Genomic DNA, 19,665 nt, shown 5'->3' on the forward strand with positions numbered 1-19,665 from the left:
GCGGAAGCGGAGCAGGTCGGCAACCTGATCGCCGACGTGCTCGAGAACCCGGAAGACGCAGCGACGATCGAGCGCGTTCGTGGCCTGGTCGCGGAGCTGACCAAGCGTTTCCCGGTCTACGGCTAAGACGTGGCAATCGGGTTCGACCGCCAACGCGGTTGAACCTCGTTCGCTGCGACGCGACGTAAAACGATCCGGCTCGCAAACCGCGAGCCGGATTGTTGCGCTGTGCGCGAATCGGTGCCGCGTCACACGGTCGGATCGACATTCGCCTCGAGTTCGCGAATGCGCGCGTCATTGCGCGTGTCCTTGAGCATCGGCGGCCCGGCGAAGGTCGTGCGCACACCGAAGCCGTACCAGATGACCATCAGGACTGCCACGAATGCGACGAGCACGTAGAGCACCTTCTCGTTCGGCGGCTGGATGCCGACGTACGCGAGCACGCACGCGCCCACCAGCGCGAGCAGCGCGCACGGCTTCGACCAGATGCCCAGCTGGAACGGGCCCTTTTCGGTCCAGGTGCGCCCTTCGGCAAGCATCCCCGAGCCGATCGGCATCGCATACGAGATGAACAGGAACACGGCACTGCCCGCGCTCAACACCGAGAACGCGTCGCCGTAAAGCGTGACGACGATTGCAAGCACCGCGCACGTCCAGATCGCGGGCCCGGGCGTCCGATGATTGTGATTCACACTGCGCAGCAGCTTCGACGCCGGCAGCCCGCCGTCGCGCGCGAATGCGTACATCATGCGCGACGTCGACATGATCGCGGCGAGCCCGCACACGTAGTTGATGAAGAACATCGCGAGCTCGAGGCACACGCGCAGCGTCTTCGGAATCGGCGCGAGGATGGCTTCGAAGAAGCCGGTGCCCTGTTTCATCGCGGCGGTCAGGTCCGGCATGACCAGCACGAACGCGCACACCATCACGTAGCCGAACGCCGCGGACCAGAACACCGAGCCGATGATGCCGCGCGGCACGTTCTTCGCCGCGTCGTGCGTTTCTTCCGACGTGTGCGCGGATGCGTCGAAGCCCGTGATCGTGTAGGTCACCAGCAGCAGGCCGGACAGGAACGCGAGCGGCGTGCTCTGTTTCGGCCAGGCGCTGCCGTCGACGTGCGTGTAATTGGTGAAGGTGACGAGCCGATGCAGGTCGAACGCGACCGGTGAGTAGACCAGGAGCGACACGACCAGCGCGATCGTCACGACGAAGATCAGGTAGCCGGACAGGTCGGTGATCTTGCTCGCGATCCTGATGCCGCGTGCGTTCAGGATCGCCTGCGAAAGGGTGATGATCGCGATGAACGCGGTCTGATGCCACCATGTCAGGCTGTCCGGACTGACGCCGAACATCGGTGCGATCAGCGTCTTGAAGAACGGATCGTAGGTGCCGAAGTTGATCGCCGCGATCACGAAGATCAGGCCGATCAAGTTGAGCCATGCGGTCATCCACCCCCATTTCTTCCCGCCGAGGATGGCGCCCCAGTGATAGAGGCCGCCGGCGGTCGGAAACGCGGACGCGATCTGCGACATCGATACCGCCACGATCAGCGCGAACAGCGAGCCGAGCGGCCAGCCGAGGCCGATCGATGCGCCGCCGGCCGCGGAAAACGCCAGCTGAAACGCCGTGATGCCGCCCGACAGAATGCAGATCACCGAAAACGACACGGCGAAGTTCGAGAAGCCGTTCATGCGTCTCGACAGCTCCTGCGCGTATCCCATCTTGTGGAGAAGGCTTACGTCACTGTCGGTGCCCAAGTCAGGCTGGATTTTCGCGTCCATGTTCGCTCCGTCACGAATGTCCTGCATGGCAGGACCGTCATCGCTGCCCGGGCCCGGCACCGCGGCCCGCCCCTGGAATTCGTCGGCGGCACGCGACGTCCTGGGTGAATGACGAGTCGCTTTCCGGTCCGATGCGGGAACGGTATGAAGCCAAATCTCGCGGCGCTATCGGATTTCGGCAATGCACCCGAAACTCCGGGCGGATGCACGTTTCGGGGGCATCGCATGCCGGATTGAAGTTTTGTAAGAAATCCGTACGGATCGCGGATGATCCGAGCTGGTCGAACTTCGAAAACCGGGGGAAAGTGCCCGCTGGAGTGACATCAACCCGCGTGGCGAAGCGGGTTGACGGACGAGACGACTTCAGGAGACGGGCAGATGGATGCGGGACGGCGCAGTATCGAATTCATCCCGGTCACCGATTGGTACGGGACGCCCTCGCGACTCTCCACCATCCTGTTCAGCGTGACCGTTCGGGTGACGGTGCTCGTGCCCGCGCGATCGCGCACCGTGCCGTCGGCTTCGTGCGCGAGCCCGGGCGATGCTCGGTTACATGCGGGTTGCGCTCAGGCCGTTTCGGTCCGACGCGCCGTCAGGCGATTCCACAGCATCCCGGCGCGGCTTCCGCTTCGGCAATACGCGAGCACCGGCTTCGGCAGTGCATCGACCAGCGCGCCGAACGCATCGACTTCCGCGTCGCCGATCCGGTTGCGTTCGACCGGCAGATAGCGCGCGTCGAGGCCGAGTTCGCGCGCGGCGGCGGCGATTTCGTCGAATGCCGGCTGATCGGCGCTTTCGCCGTCCGGCCGGTTGCAGATCACCGCGCGAAAGCCTGCGTTGCGAATCGCCTTCAGGTCCGCTGGCGTGATCTGTCGCGATGCGGTGAAACCGGTCGCCGCCGCGGCACGGCATTGCTCGAGCGCGCGCGCGAAACACGCAATCGCGAAATCGACGTCGTGCTCCGTCGTGAAGCGGCCGAAGCTGATGCGCACCGTGCGGCCCGCGGCTTCGGCGTCGAGGCCGATCGCGGTCAACACGTGGGACGGCGCGCCGCTGGTCGAGTTGCACGCGGAGGTCGACGACACGGCGAGCGAATCGCCGAGCATGAACGGGAAGAAGCCCGGCACGTTGACCGTGAGGCTCAACGTGTGCGGGATGCGGCGTGCCGCCGCCGCGTTGTGCGTGATGCCGCCGAGCGCGAACAGCGCGTCCTTCAGGCGTGCGCTCAGCGCCGCGATTCGCACGGCTTCGCGCTCGAGTTTTTCCGCGGCGAGTTCGCAGGCGGTGCCCATGCCGACGATCTGGTGCGTCGCGAGCGTACCCGAGCGCAGGCCGCGCTCGTGTCCGCCGCCGTGGATCTGCGGCGCGATAAGGTCGGCGATCTCGCGTCGGACGAACAGCGCGCCGATGCCCTTGGGGCCATACACCTTGTGCGCGGACATCGACAGCAGATCGATGCCGAGCGCGCGCACGTCGATCGGCGTCTTGCCGAGCGCCTGCGCGGCGTCGACGTGCAGCAGCGCGCCGGCCGCATGCACGATGCGCGAGATCGCGCCGATGTCGGTCAGCGTGCCGAGTTCGTTGTTGACGAGCATCAGCGACACCAGGCCCGTGTCGGGGCCGATCGCCGCGGCCACGGCGTCGACGGTGATTTCGCCGTCGGCGGTGGGCGACAGGTAGGTCGTGGTCATGCCGCGCTTCGACAGGTTCGCCATCGTGTCGAGGATGGCCTTGTGTTCGATGCGGCTCGTGATCAGGTGGCGCTTGTCGGTCGCGGTCTCCGCATAGCCTTTCAGCGCGAGGTTGTTCGATTCGGTGGCGCCCGACGTCCAGACGATCTCGTCGGCATCCGCGCCGATCAGCGCGGCGACCTGCGCGCGTGCGTGCTCGACCTTCTCCTTCGCCAGCCGGCCGGCGGCATGCGAACTCGACGCGGGATTGCCGAAGATGCCGTCGGCGCCCAGGCAGGCCGTCATCGCTTCGATCACGCGGGGATCCGCGGGGGTGGTGGCCGCGTAGTCGAGGTAGTGCAGCGGGGTGGTATCGCTCATGTCCTTCTCTGGTTCATTCTTTTCGTAACGGGAGAAATGATACGAGGAGGAGCGGGGAAAAAGGATCCAAAATTCGTTGGCTGTTCGCTGATGCGTGGAAAAATATTCCATCGACGTCGATTTAATTGGAATCGTATCCTGTTGTCTCCTGGTGGCACCCGGCAACGATCCGCCGATGTCCATGAGGGATTCCCCCTGTGACACACGCATTCGCGCCGTTTCGTCCGTGCCGCCGCGCGTTCCGCGCTGCCGGCTGACGCCTCCCGCGCCGATCCGCCGATTATTTGCGTTTCGCGAATGGCGCGTTCGCCGGATGTTCCATACCCGATTTGCGTGCGCGCACCTATCGTTCGGGCGTCGGCTGATTGAATTCGACGCCTGCAACCGGAAAGGCGGCCGCCACTTCCTCGCGACTCACGTCGCATCGCACACACAAGACAACGGACCTGGCTCATGCACGGACGCCCCGGCGCGTGCAGGCGGACCGGTCCACGGAGACGGACATGAAAGCAAACGAGTGGGATACCTCCTATGAGTGGAAGGCGGTGACGCTGCTGGCGCTCGGTTTCGGGCTGGTCGGCCTCGACCGCTGGCTCATCGCGCCGCTGTTCCCTTCGATCATGAAGGACCTGCACCTGACCGCGCAGGACGTCGGCAACTGCATCGGCGTGCTCGGCCTGTCGTGGGGCATCTTCGCGGCGCTGATGGGCGGCATTTCCGACAAGGTCGGCCGCCGCAAGGTCCTGATCCCGGCGATCATCGCGTTCTCGCTGCTGTCGGGCTTCTCGGGGCTCGCGGGCGGGCTGCTCGGCCTGATCGCGATTCGCGGGCTGATGGGCGTCGCCGAAGGCTCGTTCTGCCCGACCAGCTTCGCGGCCACCGCCGACGCGTCGCATCCGCGGCGGCGCGGCCTGAACCTCGGGCTGCAGCAAAGCGGCTTCGCGTTGTTCGGGCTCGCGCTGTCGCCGATCATCGCGACGCAGCTGCTCAACGTCGTGTCGTGGCGCTGGGTGTTCGCGCTCGTGGCGATTCCCGGGCTGATCCTCGGCGCGATCATGTTCTTCGTGATCCGCGAACCGAAGCGCGCGAGGGAGGTGGCGTCGGAACACGCTCCGGCGTCGCTCGGCCATGTGCTGAAGAGCCGCAACATCCTCGTCGCGATGGGCGCGCTGTGCTGTGCGATGACCGGCGTGTTCGTGCTCGGCGCGCTGCTGCCGCTGTACCTGACGGATTACCTTGGGCTCGGCACGCAGAAGATGGGCCTCGTGGTGTCGGCGATCGGCTTCGGCGGCTTTCTCGGGCAGTTCGGGCTGCCGGGCCTGTCCGACCTCGTGGGCCGTCGCCTCGCGAGCATCGTCGGTTTCGCCGGCACGGCGGTGATGCTCTACGTGTTCCGCGGGCTGGGTCCGCAGCCGCTCGTGCTGTTCGCGGTGCTGTTCGTCGCATCGTTCTTCACGCTCGGGCTGGTGTCGCTGCTGTCGGGCCCCGTGGCGACCGAAGCCGCGCCCGTCGGCCTCGTTTCGACGTCGATCGGCGTGGTGGTCGGTTGCGGCGAGATCTTCGGCGGCGGCATCGCACCGGCGCTGGGCGGCTACGTTGCCGCACACTTCGGGATCCAGAACATCCTGTGGCTGCCGATGGGGGCAGTGCTGCTCGGCATCGTGGTCAGCTTGCTGCTGCGGGAAACCGCGCCGGCCGTGCTGCAGCGTCGCGTGGGCCTGCAGCCGGAGCTGTCGGCAGGCAAGCAGCCGTAACGTACCCTCGGTCATGCTCGTGCCAGGCAGTCGGCGGGATTGACACCCGCCTGGTGACAGTGTGACGCGTTCGGCATTCCCCAACCGGCCGGCAGGTGCGGTTAGACTGCCAGTTTCGCTTTCGGAAAGGGCGCGGTATGGACCGGTTTCTGAGCATCGAGGCATTCGTCAGGGTTGCGGAGGCGAGCAGTTTTGCGGAAGCGGCGCGACAGCTTGGGGTCACCAGTTCGGTCGTGACGAACCGGATCCAGCAGCTGGAGAAGTTCGTCAACGCGCCGCTGTTCCATCGCAGCACGCGCCACGTGCGCCTGTCCGAAGTCGGCGAGACCTTCTACCGTGAATGCGCCGAGGTGGTCGGGCGCGTCAACGAGCTGACCGACCAGATGCGCGAACTGCGCGCGACGCCGACCGGGCGGCTGCGTATCCAGATGCTGCCCGGTTTCGCGCTCGATCACTTCGGCGTGCCGCTCGCCGAATTCAATCGCCGCTACCCGGGCATTCAGCTCGACATCATCGTCAATGACCGTGTCGTGGACCCTGTCGAAGAAGGGTTCGACATCGCGTTCCAGATCTTCCCGCCGATATCCGAGTCGCTGATCGAGCGGCGCCTGTTCGTGGTGCGACGCCTTTTCTGCGCGTCGCCGGCCTACCTCGAAGCGCATGGTGCGCCACAACATCCACGCGAATTGCTGCAGCACACCACGGCGCTGTATTCCGGCTATCCGTCGCGCAACCGCTGGACCCTGACGCGCGGCGACGAGGTCGTCGAAATGGAGTTGCCCGGCATGATCCGCTCGAACTCCGTGCACCTGCTGCGCGAGTATGCGCTGACGGGCGGCGGTGTCGTCTGCCTGCCCACGCTGGTTGCGAGCGACGCGCTCGTCGCGGGCCGGCTGGTGCCCATCCTCACCGATTTCCAGATCGCGCCGCTGAGCTTTGCCGCCGTTTATCCCGCAACGCAGCGACAGGCGTTGAAGGTGAAGGCACTGGTCGAATTCCTCGTCGAATACATCGGCGACGAATCGCCGTGGGACCTTCCACTGCTGGAGCGCGGCTGGGTTCGCTGAACGAAGCGATTATTCGCGAATCGCAAATGCCGTAGTCGCGCTCCGTTGCCTTGTTGAGGGGCGCCCTTGCCCCTAGAGTGGAATCCAACAAGCGGTTCAACTCAGGAGACAGCAATGACCGACGCGGCATTCCACACCGTCTTTGGCTCGCTCGACAGCCATACCAAGGGCGAGATCGAAATCACCAGCGGCAGCGCAAAACACTACGCCTTCTCGAACGTATTCGACATCGCATCGAAGTCGGCGCCCTACGAAAAGGTCGTCGCCGGCAAGAACCTCGAATACGTGATCGAAGTGCTGCGGACCGACGGCCAGTCGCCATGGTTCGCGTGTGCGCACGACGAGTTCGCGATCCAGATGGATGGCGAAGTCCGCATCGAATTCATCAAGCTCGACAACCCGCCGACCACCGGCCGCGGCACCGTGAGCGCCGGCGCACAGCCGGCGGGCCGCGAGATGGGCTACGTCGTCCTGCGCAAGGGGCATCAGGCACTGCTGCCGGCCGGCTGCGCGTATCGCTTCGCCGCCGGCAAGCCGGGCGTCGCGCTCGTGCAGACCATGCTCGGCGAGCTGTCCGTCGAGAAGTGGGCCGACATCTGCCTGCGCTGATCCATCCGACTGCCCCGTTCAAACATTCCAGGAGACACGTTATGGCCACCCTCGAGACCCTCGATCTTTCCGCCGGCTTTGCCGCCGATCTGGTGCAGGCCACGGAAGCCGATGCCGTCACCGGTTACCGCCGCTTCCAGCTTGGCGAGTTCGCGTTCCAGCGCGACGAATACTTCGTGAAAATCAGCTGGCCGGCGAAAGGCCGCACGCGTACGCATGCGATGCCCGCGGACGCATTCCTGCGCGCGATGATGCGTGACGTCGCATGGGGCTTCTTCTACGGCTGGGTGAACTTCGATCACGTGTTCGGCACGCGCAATCACTACGGCAAGGTCGACGTCTATGCGGGCACCTTCAACGGGATCCTGAAGGAAGCCGGCGTCGACTACACCGAGACGTTCGAAACACCGACGATCATGGCGACCTTCAAGGCCATGCTGCACGACTGGACCAACGAAGGCTTCGATCCGTTCGCCGCACCCGAGGAAACCGGCACGGCATTCGGCCGCAAGCACGGCGAGAACGGCGCGGCGATCGAACGCACGCGCATCGCGACGCGCCGCATGCCGGGCCTCGAAGGCGACTCGCCGCTGCGCGACGATCTGCCGGTCAACCGCGCGTTCCTCGACGTCAGCCAGGACGAGCCTGAAGTGCACGTGAAGCCGGGCTTCGAAGGCGAACTGCACGCGTTCAACCTGTTCAAGTACCTGTCGCGCTCGGACGTGACGTGGAATCCGTCGGTCACGTCCGTGTGCGGGCGCAGCCTGTTCTGCCCGACCACCGAGGAATTCATCCTGCCGGTGTTCCACGGCAACGACCGCGTTGAATGGTTTCTTCAGCTGTCCGACGAAATCGTATGGGACATCGGCGACAAGAACACCGGCGCGCCGCGCGCGCGCATCACGATGCGGGCCGGCGACATCTGCGCGATGCCCGCCGACATCCGCCACCAGGGCTATTCGACGAAGCGCTCGATGCTGCTGGTCTGGGAAAACGCGACACCGAACCTGCCGCAGCGATACGAGAGCGGCGAGCTGGCGCCGTATCCGATCGAGTTTTAAGCCGCACTTCAGCAAAAAATCGAGGACGATTCATGCAAAACCAACTTTTCATCGACGGGCGCTTCGTTGACGCCGTCGAGCGCGGCACGATCGACGTGCTCAATCCGCACGACGGCTCGCTGATCACGAAGATCGCCGCCGCCACCGCGGTGGACGTGGACCTGGCGGTCGAAGCCGCGACCCGCGCGTTCCCGGCGTGGTCGGCCATGGCGGCGGCCGATCGCGGCCGGTTGCTGCTGCGCCTCGCCGACGCGATCGAAGCCAACGCCGAGGAACTCGCGCAACTGGAATCGCTGGACACCGGCCACCCGATCCGCGATTCGCGCGCGCTCGACGTACCGCGCACGGCAGCCTGCTTCCGCTACTTCGGCGGCATGGCCGACAAGCTGCAGGGCTCGGTGATTCCCGTCGAAACCGGCTTCCTGAACTATGTGCAGCGCGCGCCGATCGGCGTCGTCGGCCAGATCGTGCCGTGGAATTTCCCGCTGATGTTCACGAGCTGGAAGATGGGGCCGGCGCTGGCGGCAGGCAACACCGTCGTGCTCAAGCCGTCGGAGATCACGCCGCTGTCGACGCTGCGCATCGTCGAACTGATGGCCGAGGTCGGGTTCCCGGCAGGTGTCGTCAATATCGTCCCCGGCTACGGTCATACGGCAGGCCAGCGGCTCGCCGAGCACCCCGGGGTCGGCAAGATCGCGTTCACCGGTTCGACGGCAACGGGCCGCCGGATCGTCGACGCCTCGCAGGGCAACCTGAAGCGCGTGCAGCTGGAACTGGGCGGCAAGGGCGCGAACATCGTCTTCGACGATGCGAACCTCGACGCCGCCATCAACGGCGCCGCGTGGGCGATCTTCCACAACCAGGGGCAGGCGTGCATCGCGGGTTCGCGTCTCGTGCTGCATGAACGCATCGCCGACGAATTCCTCGAGCGCTTCGTGTCGCTGGCTTCGTCGATCCGCGTCGGCAACCCGCTGGACCCGGACACCGAGATGGGCCCGCTGACGTCGAAGCAGCACCTCGACCGCGTGCTGTCGTTCGTCGACGTCGCGCGCGAGCAGGGCGGCCGCGTGCTCGCGGGCGGCAGTGCGCCGCAGGATGCCGCACTCGCCAACGGCTACTACGTGCGCCCGACGGTCATCGAAGCGAAGCATGCCACCGATCGCGTCGCGCAGGAGGAAGTGTTCGGCCCGTTCGTCACCGTGCTGCGCTTCGGCAGCGACGAGGAAGCGCTGTCGATCGCCAACGCGACCGAATACGGGCTCGGCAGCGGCCTGTGGACCAACGATCTTTCCCGCGCACACAAGCTGGCGTCGCAGATCCACGCGGGTATGTGCTGGATCAACTGCTACAAGCGCGTCAATCCGGGCAGCCCGTTCGGCGGTGTCGGCAAGTCGGGCTACGGCCGCGAGATGGGCTTCGAGGCAATGCACGACTACACGGAAGCGCGTTCGGTGTGGGTCAACGTCGACGGCAAGGTGCCGCCGCACTTCAAGCGTTGAGGCCGGGATGGAGCGCTTCGTCTATCAGGGAACGCCGTCCCGCGTCGTGTTCGAATGGGGCGCGCTCGAACGGTTGCCGGACGAGTTGTCCGCGCTCGGCGCGCACCGGGCGCTGATTCTGTCGACGCCGGAACAGCAGCCGCTCGCCGAGCGGGTCAGGGGCGTGCTCGGCGAGCGCGCGGCCGGCGTATGCGCGCAGGCCGTGATGCACGTGCCGGTCGAAGTCGCGCGTGCCGCACGCGAGATGGCCGCCGAACTGGGCGCGGAATGCTGTATCGCGATTGGCGGCGGCTCGACGATCGGGCTCGGCAAGGCGATCGCGCTCGAGTCGTCGCTGCCGATCCTCGCCGTGCCGACGACTTACGCGGGCTCGGAGATGACGCCGATCTTCGGGCTCACGGAAGGCCGGCTGAAGCGCACCGGGCGCGATCCGCGCGTGCTGCCGCGTACCGTGCTCTACGACCCGTCCCTGACGCTGTCGCTGCCGCCGGGGATTTCGGCGGCGTCGGGCGTCAATGCGATGGCGCACGCGGTCGAAGCGCTCTACGCGGAAGATGCGAACCCGGTGATCAGCCTGATGGCCGAGGAGTCGATTCGCGCGCTCGGCGAGGCACTGCCCGCGATCGTCCGCGCGCCCGACGACCGCGAGATGCGCAGCCGCGCGTTGTATGGCGCATGGCTCGCCGGCACGTGTCTCGGCGCGGTCGGCATGGCGTTGCACCACAAGCTGTGTCATACGCTCGGCGGCACCTTCAACCTGCCGCATGCGCAGACGCACGCCGCGATGTTGCCGCATACCGCCCACTACAACCATGCCGCGGCGCCCGACGCGCTGCGCCGTGTCGCGCGGGCGCTGGGCGGCACCGACGCGGCCGACGCCGGCCCGCTGTTGTTCCGGTTGAATCGGCAACTGGGCCTGTCGGCGGCGCTTGCCGACATCGGGATGCCGGAAGCCGGCCTCGACGAAGCCGCCGACCTCGCCTGCCGGAATCCGTATGCGAACCCGCGGCCGATCGAACGTGCGCCGATTCGCGAATTGCTTCAGCATGCGTGGGAAGGGCGCGAGCCGCATTGAGCGGCCGGCTGCATCACAGGAGACGAACGTGACGAATGAGCATCATGATGACGGCGACATGCGGCTGACCGAGCAGGTCGTCGCCAGCTTCGACGGTACGTCGAACCCGCGCTTGCGCATGCTGATGCAGAGCCTCGTGCGGCATCTGCATGCGTTCGTGCGCGAGACGGAGCTGACCGAGGCCGAGTGGATGGCCGCGATTCGCTTCCTGACCGAAACCGGGAAGATGTGCGACGACGTCGTGCGCCAGGAATTCATCCTGCTGTCGGACACGCTGGGCGTGTCGATGCTCGTCGATGCGATCAATCATCGCTTCGCCACCGGCGCGACGGAGACGACCGTATTCGGCCCGTTCTACATCGAAGGGATGCCCGAGCGCGCGTATGGCGAGAACATGGCGTTCACGCCCGGCACACCCGTCGTCGTGCATGGCTGCGTGCGCAACACCGACGGTGCGCCGGTGCGCGACGCCGTGCTCGACGTGTGGCAGACCGCGGAGAACGGCATGTATTCCGGGCAGGACAAGGCGCAGCCGCACGGCAATCTGCGCGGCCGCTACCGGACCGATGCCGAAGGCCGTTATGCGATCACGACGATTCTGCCGGTCAGCTACCCGATTCCGACCGACGGCCCCGTCGGGAAGATGCTCGATGCCACTGGCCGTCATCCGTGGCGGCCCGCGCATCTGCACTTCATGATCGACGCGCCGGGCTACCGCAAGCTCGTTACGCATCTGTTCGACGAGCAGGACGCGTATCTGAACTCGGATGCCGTCTTCGGCGTGAAGCCGTCGCTGATGGTTGCCTATCGTCCGCGTGCGGGCGGCGATGAACTCGCGCGCCGGGTCGGATTGAGCGGCGCATATCGCGAAGCGACGTACGACTTCGTGCTCGACCGGAGCTGACCGACATGGCGCGATTCTTTGCAGTGTTTGCGACGGACCAGCCCGGGATGCGCGACGTGCGCGACCGCGTGCGGGCCACGCACCGGACCTACCTGCGCTCCGCCGCGCAGCACGGCGTGTATGTGCGGCTCGGCGGGCCGACGCTCGATCCGCAGGGCGATGCGATGAACGGCACGCTGCTCGTCGTCGAGGCGGACGACATCGATGCGGTGATGCAGTTCGTCGGCAACGATCCGTACGTGAAAGAAGGGCTGTTCTCGCGGGTGGAGGTTCGACCGTGGGACTGGAGCCTTGGCAATCCCGAGCGGAGAGCGTGAGTCATGGGTGGCGCGCAACTCTGCCGCTTCTCCGATGTGCCGGATGGCGGGGCACGGGTCGTCGACGAAGCGTGCATCGGGCGTCCTGTCATCGTCGTGCGGCGCGGGGAGCAGGTGTGGGCTTACGTGAATCGTTGCCCGCATTTCTCGGTTCCGCTCGACTTCGTGCCCGGCAACGTTTCCTGCTACCGGTCCCAGGTGCTGATGTGTGCGCATCACAGCGCGCTGTTCAGGTTCGACGATGGCGTGTGCATCGACGGACCGTGTTCGGGGGCCGGGCTGGAAGCCGTGCCTGTCGAGGTGGATTCGGCGGCGTGGGTGATCTGTCGGGGCGCTTGACTCTGAAGGCCGGATTGCCCAGCGGAAATCGGGCCGTGCGGTAATCGCATCACGCGGGATGAAATGGAGAGTGAGCGTGACTTCATTCATTCCATTCAATCAGTAAAGCTAATCAAATGCCAGTTTCTCAGGCCTGGATGACTGCGAATCCGGGCCGGGGAAGTCGTTGTTTAACGAAGCATCGGGCGAGTACCCGCGACACAGCGGGCGACCGGTTCGCATTGACAGAAAAAAGACGGAGACACAATGAAACTGAGGTTTGGAGCAGTCGCGATGCTTGTCATCGCGCAGGGTGCATACGCGCAGAGCAGCGTGACCATGTTCGGTCTGATCGACAGCGGTATCTCGTATGTCAGCAACGAGGCCGGTGGAAAGAACGTCAAGTTCGACGACGGCATCTTCACGCCGAACCTGTTCGGCTTGCGCGGCACGGAAGATCTCGGTGGCGGATATCACGCGACGTTCGCGCTCGTGAACCAGTTCTCGATGGCGAACGGCAGCATCGTCGGGACCGGACTCTTCGGGCGTAACGCATACGTGGGCATCGAGAGCGACCGGTTCGGCGGCGTCAGGCTGGGGAATCAGTACGACTTCATGGTGGATTCCCTGTTTGCGAAGGGGAACGCGATCTCGATGGATCTTACGGGGCTGTACGGGTTCAGGAATGGCCCGTTCCAGCGTCTCGCGCTGCCGGGCAATCCGACCGGCGCATTCGACTGGGACCGCACGGCGGGCAGCAAGCCGGTCGCGAATTCGGTCAAATACAGCTCGCCGACGATTGCCGGGTTTTCCGGGGGCGTGATGTATGCGTTCGGCGGTGTGGCCGGTTCCGTCGGCGCGGACAATACCGTGAGTGCCGGGCTGAACTACGAAGCCGGGGCGTTCGGTGTCGGTGCGGCCTATACGAACGAGAAGTATGGGCCGGCGCCCGGTACGCCGTCGACCAGTGTGCGCAACTGGGGCATCGGGATGCACTATGACTTCGGCGCGGTCACCGCGAAGGCGCTGCTGACCACCGTACGCAATTCGTTCAACGAAGCAGGCGTGTGGATGGCCGAAGCGGGTGGGGTGTGGCGCATCCGGCCGGATGTCTTTCTCGGCGCGAAGTACATGTACATGAAGGGCAACGAAGCTGTGAACGACAACCACGCGCATCAGGTCAGCGTCGCGTTTCAATACCTGTTGTCGAAGCGGACGATGGTCTACGTGTCCGCCGATTATCAGCGCGCGAACAGCGGGGCGAACGCGCAGATCAACGGCGTGCTCGATCCGAACGGGGCGTCGAGTTCAGCGAGTCAGGCCGTGGCGCGCGTCGGGGTGCATACGATGTTTTGACGGGGTGCGGGGCGGAACATGCATCGAGGTCCGCCCCGCACCGGACTATCTCGCAGCGGACGCCGCCTCCTTGGCTTTGTCCTGCTCTGCCGCGAGTGCCGCATCTGCCGCCTGCGCGCGCTCGATGGCCGGGCGAGCCAGCACGCGATCGATATAGGCGCGCATGCGCGGCGTCTCGGGCACCAGCTTGAACATCGTGGTCCAGTTCAGCGCAGAGCCCCACAGCACATCTGCCGCCGTGAAGCGCTCGCCCAGCAGCCAGGGCCCCTGTGCCAGTTGCGCATCGATCGCGTTGATGACGGCATCGAAGTCGCCGTACGGTGACGTCGAGTAAGCCGCGGGCGGACGATTCATCGAGCGGTCGACGATGGCAGGCTCGAAGCACGAGCCATAGAACGTCATCCAGCGCAGGTACGGGCCGCGCAGTGAATCGCCCGGCGCCGGCGACAGGCCGGCTTCCGGATACAGTTCCGCCGCGTACATTTAGACGGCGGCCTGCTCGGTCACGATCACGTCGCCGTGACGCAGTGCGGGCACCTTGCCCATCGGGTTGATGCGGAGGTACCCGGCGTCGTGATGTTTGCCTGCGGAGAGGTCGAACGCGTGCAGTTCGTAGTCGGCGCTCAGTTCCTCGAGCAGCATCCGCGCGCCGGCCGATCGGCTGCGCGGGGAGTGGTACAGGGTCAGGTGACGGTCTTGCGGCATCGCGGGCTCCGGTGTGCGTTCGAGGCGAGTATTCCAATGTAGGACGGCCGTGCGGCTTCGTCTTGGAAAAATCCGCTGTGGCGGTGCATCATCACGCCGTCACCTCAACGGTTCGTCACCATGGCCGAATTGCGTCACGTGACCGAGACGCCCAAAGGCGTCGTCGGCCCGAAAGCCTTCAATCAGAGCTTCCGGCTGAATCGCTATTACCCGTGTGCCGAACTGGCCGGGGTGCTGGATCACCACTGGATCGTCGAATGGGATCTGCGCGACCAGCCGCCGTATGTGCAGCGCACGCTGCCGTATCCGTGCGTCAATCTGGTGTTCGACCGGCGGCAGACGGGGATTTTCGGTGTGGTGTCGGGGGCGTTCGAGACGACGCTGGCCGGCGCCGGGAGGGTGATGGGCTTGCGGTTTCGGCCGGGGGCGTTCCGGGCGTTCTTCGGCAAGCCTGTGCATTTGTCAACAGACAAGGTGCTGCCCGTGTCGACGCTGCTCGATTGTGGCGATGCGGAAGCCGAAGACGCCGTGCTCGGTGCCGAGGCGGATGCCGGGATGGTGGCCGCCGCGGAGGCGTTGCTGTTGCGCGTGCTGCCGCCGGCCGATCCGCAGGTCGAGCGCATTCATGCCATTTTGCAGATGCTGCAGCAGGACCTCGGGCTCACGCAGGTGCGCGATCTGGCCGAGCGCGCCGGGTTGAGCGAGCGCACGCTGCAGCAACTGTTTTCCAACTATGTGGGCGTGTCGCCGAAGTGGGTGATTTGTCGTTATCGCCTGCATGAGGCCGCGGACAAACTCGCCGGCGGCGAGCCGGTCGATCTCGCGGAACTGGCTCAGGCGTTGGGGTATTTCGACCAGGCGCATTTCACGCGCGATTTTCGGAAGATGGTGGGGAAGGCGCCGGCGGAGTATCGGCGGGGGGATGGGCGGGGATGAGGCGGCCGGCTCTTGATCGGCGACCGCACCATGGGTAATTTCGAACCGTGGGTGCGCTGCCGGTCATTCCACCCTATAGTGCTCGTCGTTGACCGATATGCGAGAAAATCAGGAGTTCGCCGTGCTTCACATGAAATCCGAGTTGCGTCGTTCGAACTTCGCGTGGGTCGTCGCCTTGGCGATGATGCTGACGCCAGTGGCGGCGCATGCCGAAGCGGAGGCTGTCGACGGCACGGCGCGCATCGCGCCCGTTGCCGATCACGAGACGTCGCCCGGCCGGCCGATTGTCGGTGACGATCCGGTTGCCATCCGGGATGCGCTGAAGAAGCAGCACGTCAGCGCTGCCGCGCCGTCCTTGAGTGCACGGGTTCGTGGCCTGGTCTCCAGCGCCACCGATCGGCATGGCCCGAATCCCGAGCTGGCGGCCGTCGATCTCGATCGTGACGTGACGTTCGTGGTGCCGGTGCGGTACGGGCTGAGGTACCGGTCGCAGCAGCACCTGCTGACGCTGGACGTCGACCTGTTCGACGCGGAGCGCGACGACCGGACGAGCATCCTGCTCAGAAAGGTCACGACGGGGCCGCGAGGACGCGGGCTCGTGATTGCACCCGAAGCGAAGGCAAAAGGGTATATCCAGCAGGTCGACATCATCGAACTCGAGTCCGGGCAAGGGAAAAAGACCACGGTTCGCAGCCGCATGCGGCTTTCGCCCGCGGTGTACGCCCAAGCGCGTGGCGACTTCGCGCTCGTTTTTTCCGGGCGCCTGGTTCGGCCTTATCTGACCGAACAAGTCGAACACGCCGAACCGAGCATCGAGGAGCCCACCGACATTACGACCCGGATCTCCACGTTGCATATGGATCTCCAATCCATCCGGCTGGTGAGCCCGTCGAGCGGTGTCGTGCTGTCGAAGAAGCTGAGTTTGTCGAAGTAGCGATTTTCTTGTGCGAGGGGATGATTCCGATCGGGCTCCGGCGTGGCCGTGGCGTGCTGAGTTGCAATAGTTCTGGTTACATGCTGTCGCCAGTTCCGGTTACGCGTGGATTTCGTCGAAAAATCAATGGCCTCTCCGCCCCACTCAGGTACACCCAATCGAGCCGGTGTTTGCGCGGACACTGGGTACATCACAACACCTGCTTTTACAATAATTTCGGTTACGGCCATCCTCGATGACAAGGACCGGTCGCATTACGAGCACAAGCTCGCTGCGTGACGTCCGAGCGGCTACGCCTGGACGTCGCTATAAACCGCCAGATTTTTCTTGATTCGAGCTGCGTCGAGGTCCTGTATATCCTCAATGTGCTCGATTGCTGCTATGTAATGACCCAGCGGAACCTGCACAGGTTGAGCGGCTAAAGCGAATGCCTCAGCCAGTGCTTTCATCTTCAGCGCTTGGTGGGGCCGGCGAGGGTTGTAGAACTGAATCCAGTTTGTTTCGAAGCGGTGCCGGTGTATGCATTGCTCCTTGAGTGCTCGAATCACGCGCTCGACCATGCCGTTCTGTTGCGGGCAGTGCGGCGTGATGAACTCATGGCGCAGTCCGTAACTGTGCACCAGCGCCGCGTAATCGCGGCTCGTGAAGACCAACCCGTTGTCGCTTCTCAGTGGGAACGCCTTCGGCACCCGTCCGAGCGGGCCGAAGCGGGCGATCAGCGCATGCTCCAACGCGCTCGATGCCGTGCTGGCCTTACCGCTGCGTGACAGATGCCACCCAAGCAGTTCGCGCGTATGGCAGTCGATCACCAGCGCCAGCGTCGCCCAACCGTCGCGGCCCGCCCAGACACGGCACATATCGGTCGACCACCGGTCGTTCGGCGCCGTGGCTACCGACTGCATGGATTGGATTCGCGGCCGCAAGCCAATCGGCCGTTTGCGAACCTGCCAGCCCTTGAGCTGGAAGATCTGCTGCACGGTGTTCTTGTTGAACCCAAGCAGAGGGGGCGGAGAGCTGTTCTTTGCCGCACGCGACAACATTCAATGAGGAAGTTTAATGACCATCCAACTTCCCAGGTTTTTTATCGAAAACACGGGCCCAGATGCCGCCAAGGTGGGTTTCGCCTTGAGCGAGGCCGCCGAGTATTGCAGTGCACATCGCATCGAATACTTGGTGCTCGCCCGTATCGGCCAAAGGTGCTTTCCCGCACAGCGTTGTCGCCGAAGTGCTCGGTTCGGCTGGCGTCGAGACGCTGATGGCGGGAGGCAGCGTGGCGCTTGGCAATAAGGGCGTGAAGATGGTGCTGGCCTATCCTGCAACCTGTGTCCAGGCTCCCGCCAACGCGCTGTTTCTGGCTATGCATCTCACCCCGCCGGATATCGAAAAGATCGATGACCTCCCGACGGCCGCTGCCATTGTGTACGTCCCCTGGCTTGAGGATGACGGTACGGATTGGCTGTCGACTTGGCAACCAATCACCTTGGGGCCAAGCACTTGGAGCCCGATACCGTCGGCCATGAGCCCACAGGTAATGGCTGCGCTGCAACTCATCCAGTCGTCCCTCAATGGCGCCGCCGGCCTTCTGCATCCGAGTGACAAGAAGCTCGCGGTGACAACCTTCAAGACACTGCAAAAGGACGGCCACACCATGTATGCCGATGAGATCAAGCGGTGGGCCTGGAGCAACGGTTGGGGATTGCTCGGCGTCAAAAACCTGGTCGATATCTCGCGCAAGTACCAAGGCTGAGCCTTGTCAAGGGAAGCCGTGGCATTCGATGGTTGTGTGCCTTACACGAGCCGCCAGAATTCGCCAGGAAAGAATGGTGCTCTTGGGAGCATTCTGCTGGCGCAGAGGGAGCCACGTGATTTAAGCGCGCTTTGGCGCGGCAGGCAAGCAAGGTTTCCTTGACCCTTCGGCGTGATCTGAACACCTACAGTGACGACGGTCGGTACAGCTGCGAGGCATCTCCCGCGACCAACGGGCCAGGCGCTGGTCGAGGCGAGCCGCTTGATCGAACGCGAGCGAACGCGCAAGCAACGTGAGCAGGCATTGCAGGATGCGCACAACAAGCTTTTGCATGAGCACGATGCGGTGACGAAGCGGTTGGCCGAGTTCACATCGGCTGCGGCCACCGTGCCACCTGCGCCGCAGGAGCGTACGGCCGGCGAACCAACGGCGCTACCAGATCGCTATGTGCTGTGGATCGGGCTGCTGGCCATGGTGGCGTTCTTGGTTGGCAGATGCTCAGGCTAGAGCCCCCTGGAGCCGGCATAGCTCAGCTGCTGTAACGGCGGAATGTTCCGTCAAGTCATGGCGAAGGTTGTCGGGTGCTCGAGGGCTTTGAGACACCTATGGGAGAACCAGTGCGTACAAGAAGTTTCTACAACCTGCTTACGGGGGACTGGCAGCCACTATCTCGGCTGTTTCAGCCGGTGCGGGCCTATGGGCGGCTTGGGCTACCCACGAAAGTATACGAGCAACAAGGTGCTTTATCGCCCGTATGTGGTCACGACGCAGTACTTCGACACCCACTGATCGAGAGCCGGGACCGGCGCTGTATCACACTTGATGACATTTTTCAGTGAGGACGCTTTCGTGCCATGGAGCCGCGGAAGCCGGTGGCGTCAACTGTTCGACCCGGCCGATCAGAAATCCGCTGCGATTCGCAGGTCCATACCGGGATGCCGAAAGGTGAGGCGGCACTACAATCGGTTTTGATAGCCAGATTAAATTAACATTGTTGTGCTAATTAAATGTGGGGGTTGAGTGATTCGACCTGAGAGAATTTTGAACCGTCGAGTGATGTTTTGGGGGCTGGCTGCTGACTTTGCCGTCGTCTCGCAGGCATCGAACGCGGCGAACGAGGGGGCCGACATGGCACTGCGGGACGCGGTCCTGGAGTACGCCTACGACAAGACGCCGGAAAAACTGTCCGCCATCAAGAATTTGTTGGATAAAGGTATGAAGCCCGAGAGCAAGGCGGTTTTTATCGCGTCGTATTACAAGGCACCGGAGGCGCTGGATCTGCTGCTCGCGAATCGATACGTGGCATTTCTGGCGATCGCTACGGAAGATGATTTTTTACGCCAATAGACCTGGACAAGCCTGATGGCGAATGTGTCGACTTAGTGGTTGGCGGGCAGCGCGGCAGCTACGTGACCAGACGTTACCGATAGCTCCGACACAACCAATCAGTAATGCATACGGAATAAACACTCACCATACCGCCGCTGGGACAGGGCGGTCTGTTCCACCACACGCCACGAGTACGTTATGGACAGCACCCCTCCGCAGAAA

At 64.3% G+C, this 19,665-nt stretch carries 18 protein-coding genes and 1 pseudogene; 15 read left to right on the forward strand and 4 right to left on the reverse strand.

Going from position 1 to position 19,665, the window contains the following annotated elements; translation table 11 throughout:
• Positions 1-248: 248 nt before the first annotated feature.
• Entirely contained in the window at positions 249-1,781 is a 1,533-nt protein-coding gene (locus WS75_RS15740) for an amino acid permease (protein ID WP_059681307.1), read from the reverse strand.
• Positions 1,782-2,347: 566 nt separating this feature from the next.
• On the reverse strand, positions 2,348-3,832 hold the full coding sequence (locus WS75_RS15745; protein WP_059681308.1) for an aminotransferase class V-fold PLP-dependent enzyme: 1,485 nt from the start codon (positions 3,830-3,832) through the stop codon (positions 2,348-2,350).
• Between the two features lie 503 nt (positions 3,833-4,335).
• Here WS75_RS15745 and WS75_RS15750 point away from each other — a divergent pair.
• The 10 genes from WS75_RS15750 to WS75_RS15795 all read left to right on the forward strand — a co-directional run bounded on the left by WS75_RS15750 (position 4,336) and on the right by WS75_RS15795 (position 13,792).
• Positions 4,336-5,586: an MFS transporter gene (locus tag WS75_RS15750; RefSeq protein WP_059681309.1), complete on the forward strand. Its 1,251-nt coding sequence runs from the start codon at positions 4,336-4,338 to the stop codon at positions 5,584-5,586.
• Positions 5,587-5,723: 137 nt separating this feature from the next.
• Complete coding sequence (locus WS75_RS15755) at positions 5,724-6,653, forward strand: LysR family transcriptional regulator (protein WP_059681310.1); 930 nt, start codon at positions 5,724-5,726, stop codon at positions 6,651-6,653.
• Between the two features lie 114 nt (positions 6,654-6,767).
• Positions 6,768-7,262, forward strand: coding sequence for a hypothetical protein (locus WS75_RS15760; protein WP_059681311.1), 495 nt, complete (start codon positions 6,768-6,770; stop codon positions 7,260-7,262).
• Positions 7,263-7,303: 41 nt separating this feature from the next.
• A complete protein-coding gene (locus tag WS75_RS15765) occupies positions 7,304-8,323 on the forward strand; it encodes a hypothetical protein (protein ID WP_059681312.1) in 1,020 nt (339 codons plus the stop codon).
• 32 nt (positions 8,324-8,355) lie between these two features.
• Complete coding sequence (locus WS75_RS15770) at positions 8,356-9,822, forward strand: aldehyde dehydrogenase family protein (protein WP_059681313.1); 1,467 nt, start codon at positions 8,356-8,358, stop codon at positions 9,820-9,822.
• 7 nt (positions 9,823-9,829) lie between these two features.
• Positions 9,830-10,897, forward strand: coding sequence for a maleylacetate reductase (locus WS75_RS15775; RefSeq protein ID WP_059681314.1), 1,068 nt, complete (start codon positions 9,830-9,832; stop codon positions 10,895-10,897).
• A gap of 28 nt (positions 10,898-10,925) precedes the next feature.
• A complete protein-coding gene (locus WS75_RS15780; protein ID WP_059681322.1) occupies positions 10,926-11,801 on the forward strand; it encodes an intradiol ring-cleavage dioxygenase in 876 nt (291 codons plus the stop codon).
• Between the two features lie 5 nt (positions 11,802-11,806).
• A complete protein-coding gene (locus tag WS75_RS15785; RefSeq protein ID WP_059681315.1) occupies positions 11,807-12,118 on the forward strand; it encodes a YciI family protein in 312 nt (103 codons plus the stop codon).
• A 3-nt stretch (positions 12,119-12,121) separates the two neighbouring features.
• On the forward strand, positions 12,122-12,457 hold the full coding sequence (locus WS75_RS15790; RefSeq protein ID WP_059681316.1) for a Rieske (2Fe-2S) protein: 336 nt from the start codon (positions 12,122-12,124) through the stop codon (positions 12,455-12,457).
• A 246-nt stretch (positions 12,458-12,703) separates the two neighbouring features.
• The gene (locus tag WS75_RS15795; RefSeq protein ID WP_059681317.1) at positions 12,704-13,792 is read left to right on the forward strand and encodes a porin; all 1,089 of its coding nucleotides are present in this window, start codon (positions 12,704-12,706) and stop codon (positions 13,790-13,792) included.
• Positions 13,793-13,837: 45 nt separating this feature from the next.
• On the opposite strand, the pseudogene WS75_RS15800 reads toward WS75_RS15795, so the two are convergent.
• Positions 13,838-14,497, reverse strand: a pseudogene (locus WS75_RS15800) (glutathione S-transferase family protein).
• Positions 14,498-14,617: 120 nt separating this feature from the next.
• Here WS75_RS15800 and WS75_RS15805 point away from each other — a divergent pair.
• Together WS75_RS15805 and WS75_RS15810 are read left to right on the forward strand one after the other, a co-directional pair.
• Positions 14,618-15,433, forward strand: a complete 816-nt coding sequence (locus tag WS75_RS15805) for an AraC family transcriptional regulator (protein ID WP_059681318.1) — start codon at positions 14,618-14,620, stop codon at positions 15,431-15,433.
• Positions 15,434-15,554: 121 nt separating this feature from the next.
• Positions 15,555-16,367: a hypothetical protein gene (locus WS75_RS15810; RefSeq protein ID WP_059681323.1), complete on the forward strand. Its 813-nt coding sequence runs from the start codon at positions 15,555-15,557 to the stop codon at positions 16,365-16,367.
• A 290-nt stretch (positions 16,368-16,657) separates the two neighbouring features.
• Here WS75_RS15810 and WS75_RS33610 read toward each other — a convergent pair whose 3' ends face one another.
• Positions 16,658-17,344, reverse strand: coding sequence for a DDE-type integrase/transposase/recombinase (locus WS75_RS33610; RefSeq protein WP_257129393.1), 687 nt, complete (start codon positions 17,342-17,344; stop codon positions 16,658-16,660).
• Positions 17,345-17,517: 173 nt separating this feature from the next.
• Between WS75_RS33610 and WS75_RS15820 the strand changes: the two genes are divergently transcribed.
• The 3 genes from WS75_RS15820 (at position 17,518) to WS75_RS15830 (ending at position 19,461) form a co-directional block, all read left to right on the forward strand.
• Positions 17,518-18,114, forward strand: a complete 597-nt coding sequence (locus WS75_RS15820) for a hypothetical protein (RefSeq protein ID WP_156429798.1) — start codon at positions 17,518-17,520, stop codon at positions 18,112-18,114.
• A gap of 261 nt (positions 18,115-18,375) precedes the next feature.
• Positions 18,376-18,621 carry a hypothetical protein gene (locus WS75_RS15825; protein WP_156429799.1) on the forward strand — a complete coding sequence of 82 codons (246 nt, stop codon included), beginning with the start codon at positions 18,376-18,378 and terminating at the stop codon, positions 18,619-18,621.
• Positions 18,622-19,155: 534 nt separating this feature from the next.
• Positions 19,156-19,461: a hypothetical protein gene (locus tag WS75_RS15830; protein WP_156429800.1), complete on the forward strand. Its 306-nt coding sequence runs from the start codon at positions 19,156-19,158 to the stop codon at positions 19,459-19,461.
• Positions 19,462-19,665 lie beyond the last annotated feature (204 nt).

This window comes from Burkholderia sp. FL-7-2-10-S1-D7, from assembly GCF_001524185.1.
Classification (GTDB): Bacteria; Pseudomonadota; Gammaproteobacteria; order Burkholderiales; family Burkholderiaceae; genus Burkholderia; species Burkholderia diffusa.

Bases quoted from the DNA above. Each gene is read 5' to 3' on its own strand.
- WS75_RS15740 (WP_059681307.1), bottom strand. From the start codon at position 1,781: ATGGACGCGAAAATCCAGCCTGACTTGGGCACCGACAGTGACGTAAGC.
- WS75_RS15745 (WP_059681308.1), bottom strand. From the start codon at position 3,832: ATGAGCGATACCACCCCGCTGCACTACCTCGACTACGCGGCCACCACC.
- WS75_RS15750 (WP_059681309.1), top strand. From the start codon at position 4,336: ATGAAAGCAAACGAGTGGGATACCTCCTATGAGTGGAAGGCGGTGACG.
- WS75_RS15755 (WP_059681310.1), top strand. From the start codon at position 5,724: ATGGACCGGTTTCTGAGCATCGAGGCATTCGTCAGGGTTGCGGAGGCG.
- WS75_RS15760 (WP_059681311.1), top strand. From the start codon at position 6,768: ATGACCGACGCGGCATTCCACACCGTCTTTGGCTCGCTCGACAGCCAT.
- WS75_RS15765 (WP_059681312.1), top strand. From the start codon at position 7,304: ATGGCCACCCTCGAGACCCTCGATCTTTCCGCCGGCTTTGCCGCCGAT.
- WS75_RS15770 (WP_059681313.1), top strand. From the start codon at position 8,356: ATGCAAAACCAACTTTTCATCGACGGGCGCTTCGTTGACGCCGTCGAG.
- WS75_RS15775 (WP_059681314.1), top strand. From the start codon at position 9,830: ATGGAGCGCTTCGTCTATCAGGGAACGCCGTCCCGCGTCGTGTTCGAA.
- WS75_RS15785 (WP_059681315.1), top strand. From the start codon at position 11,807: ATGGCGCGATTCTTTGCAGTGTTTGCGACGGACCAGCCCGGGATGCGC.
- WS75_RS15790 (WP_059681316.1), top strand. From the start codon at position 12,122: ATGGGTGGCGCGCAACTCTGCCGCTTCTCCGATGTGCCGGATGGCGGG.
- WS75_RS15795 (WP_059681317.1), top strand. From the start codon at position 12,704: ATGAAACTGAGGTTTGGAGCAGTCGCGATGCTTGTCATCGCGCAGGGT.
- WS75_RS15805 (WP_059681318.1), top strand. From the start codon at position 14,618: ATGGCCGAATTGCGTCACGTGACCGAGACGCCCAAAGGCGTCGTCGGC.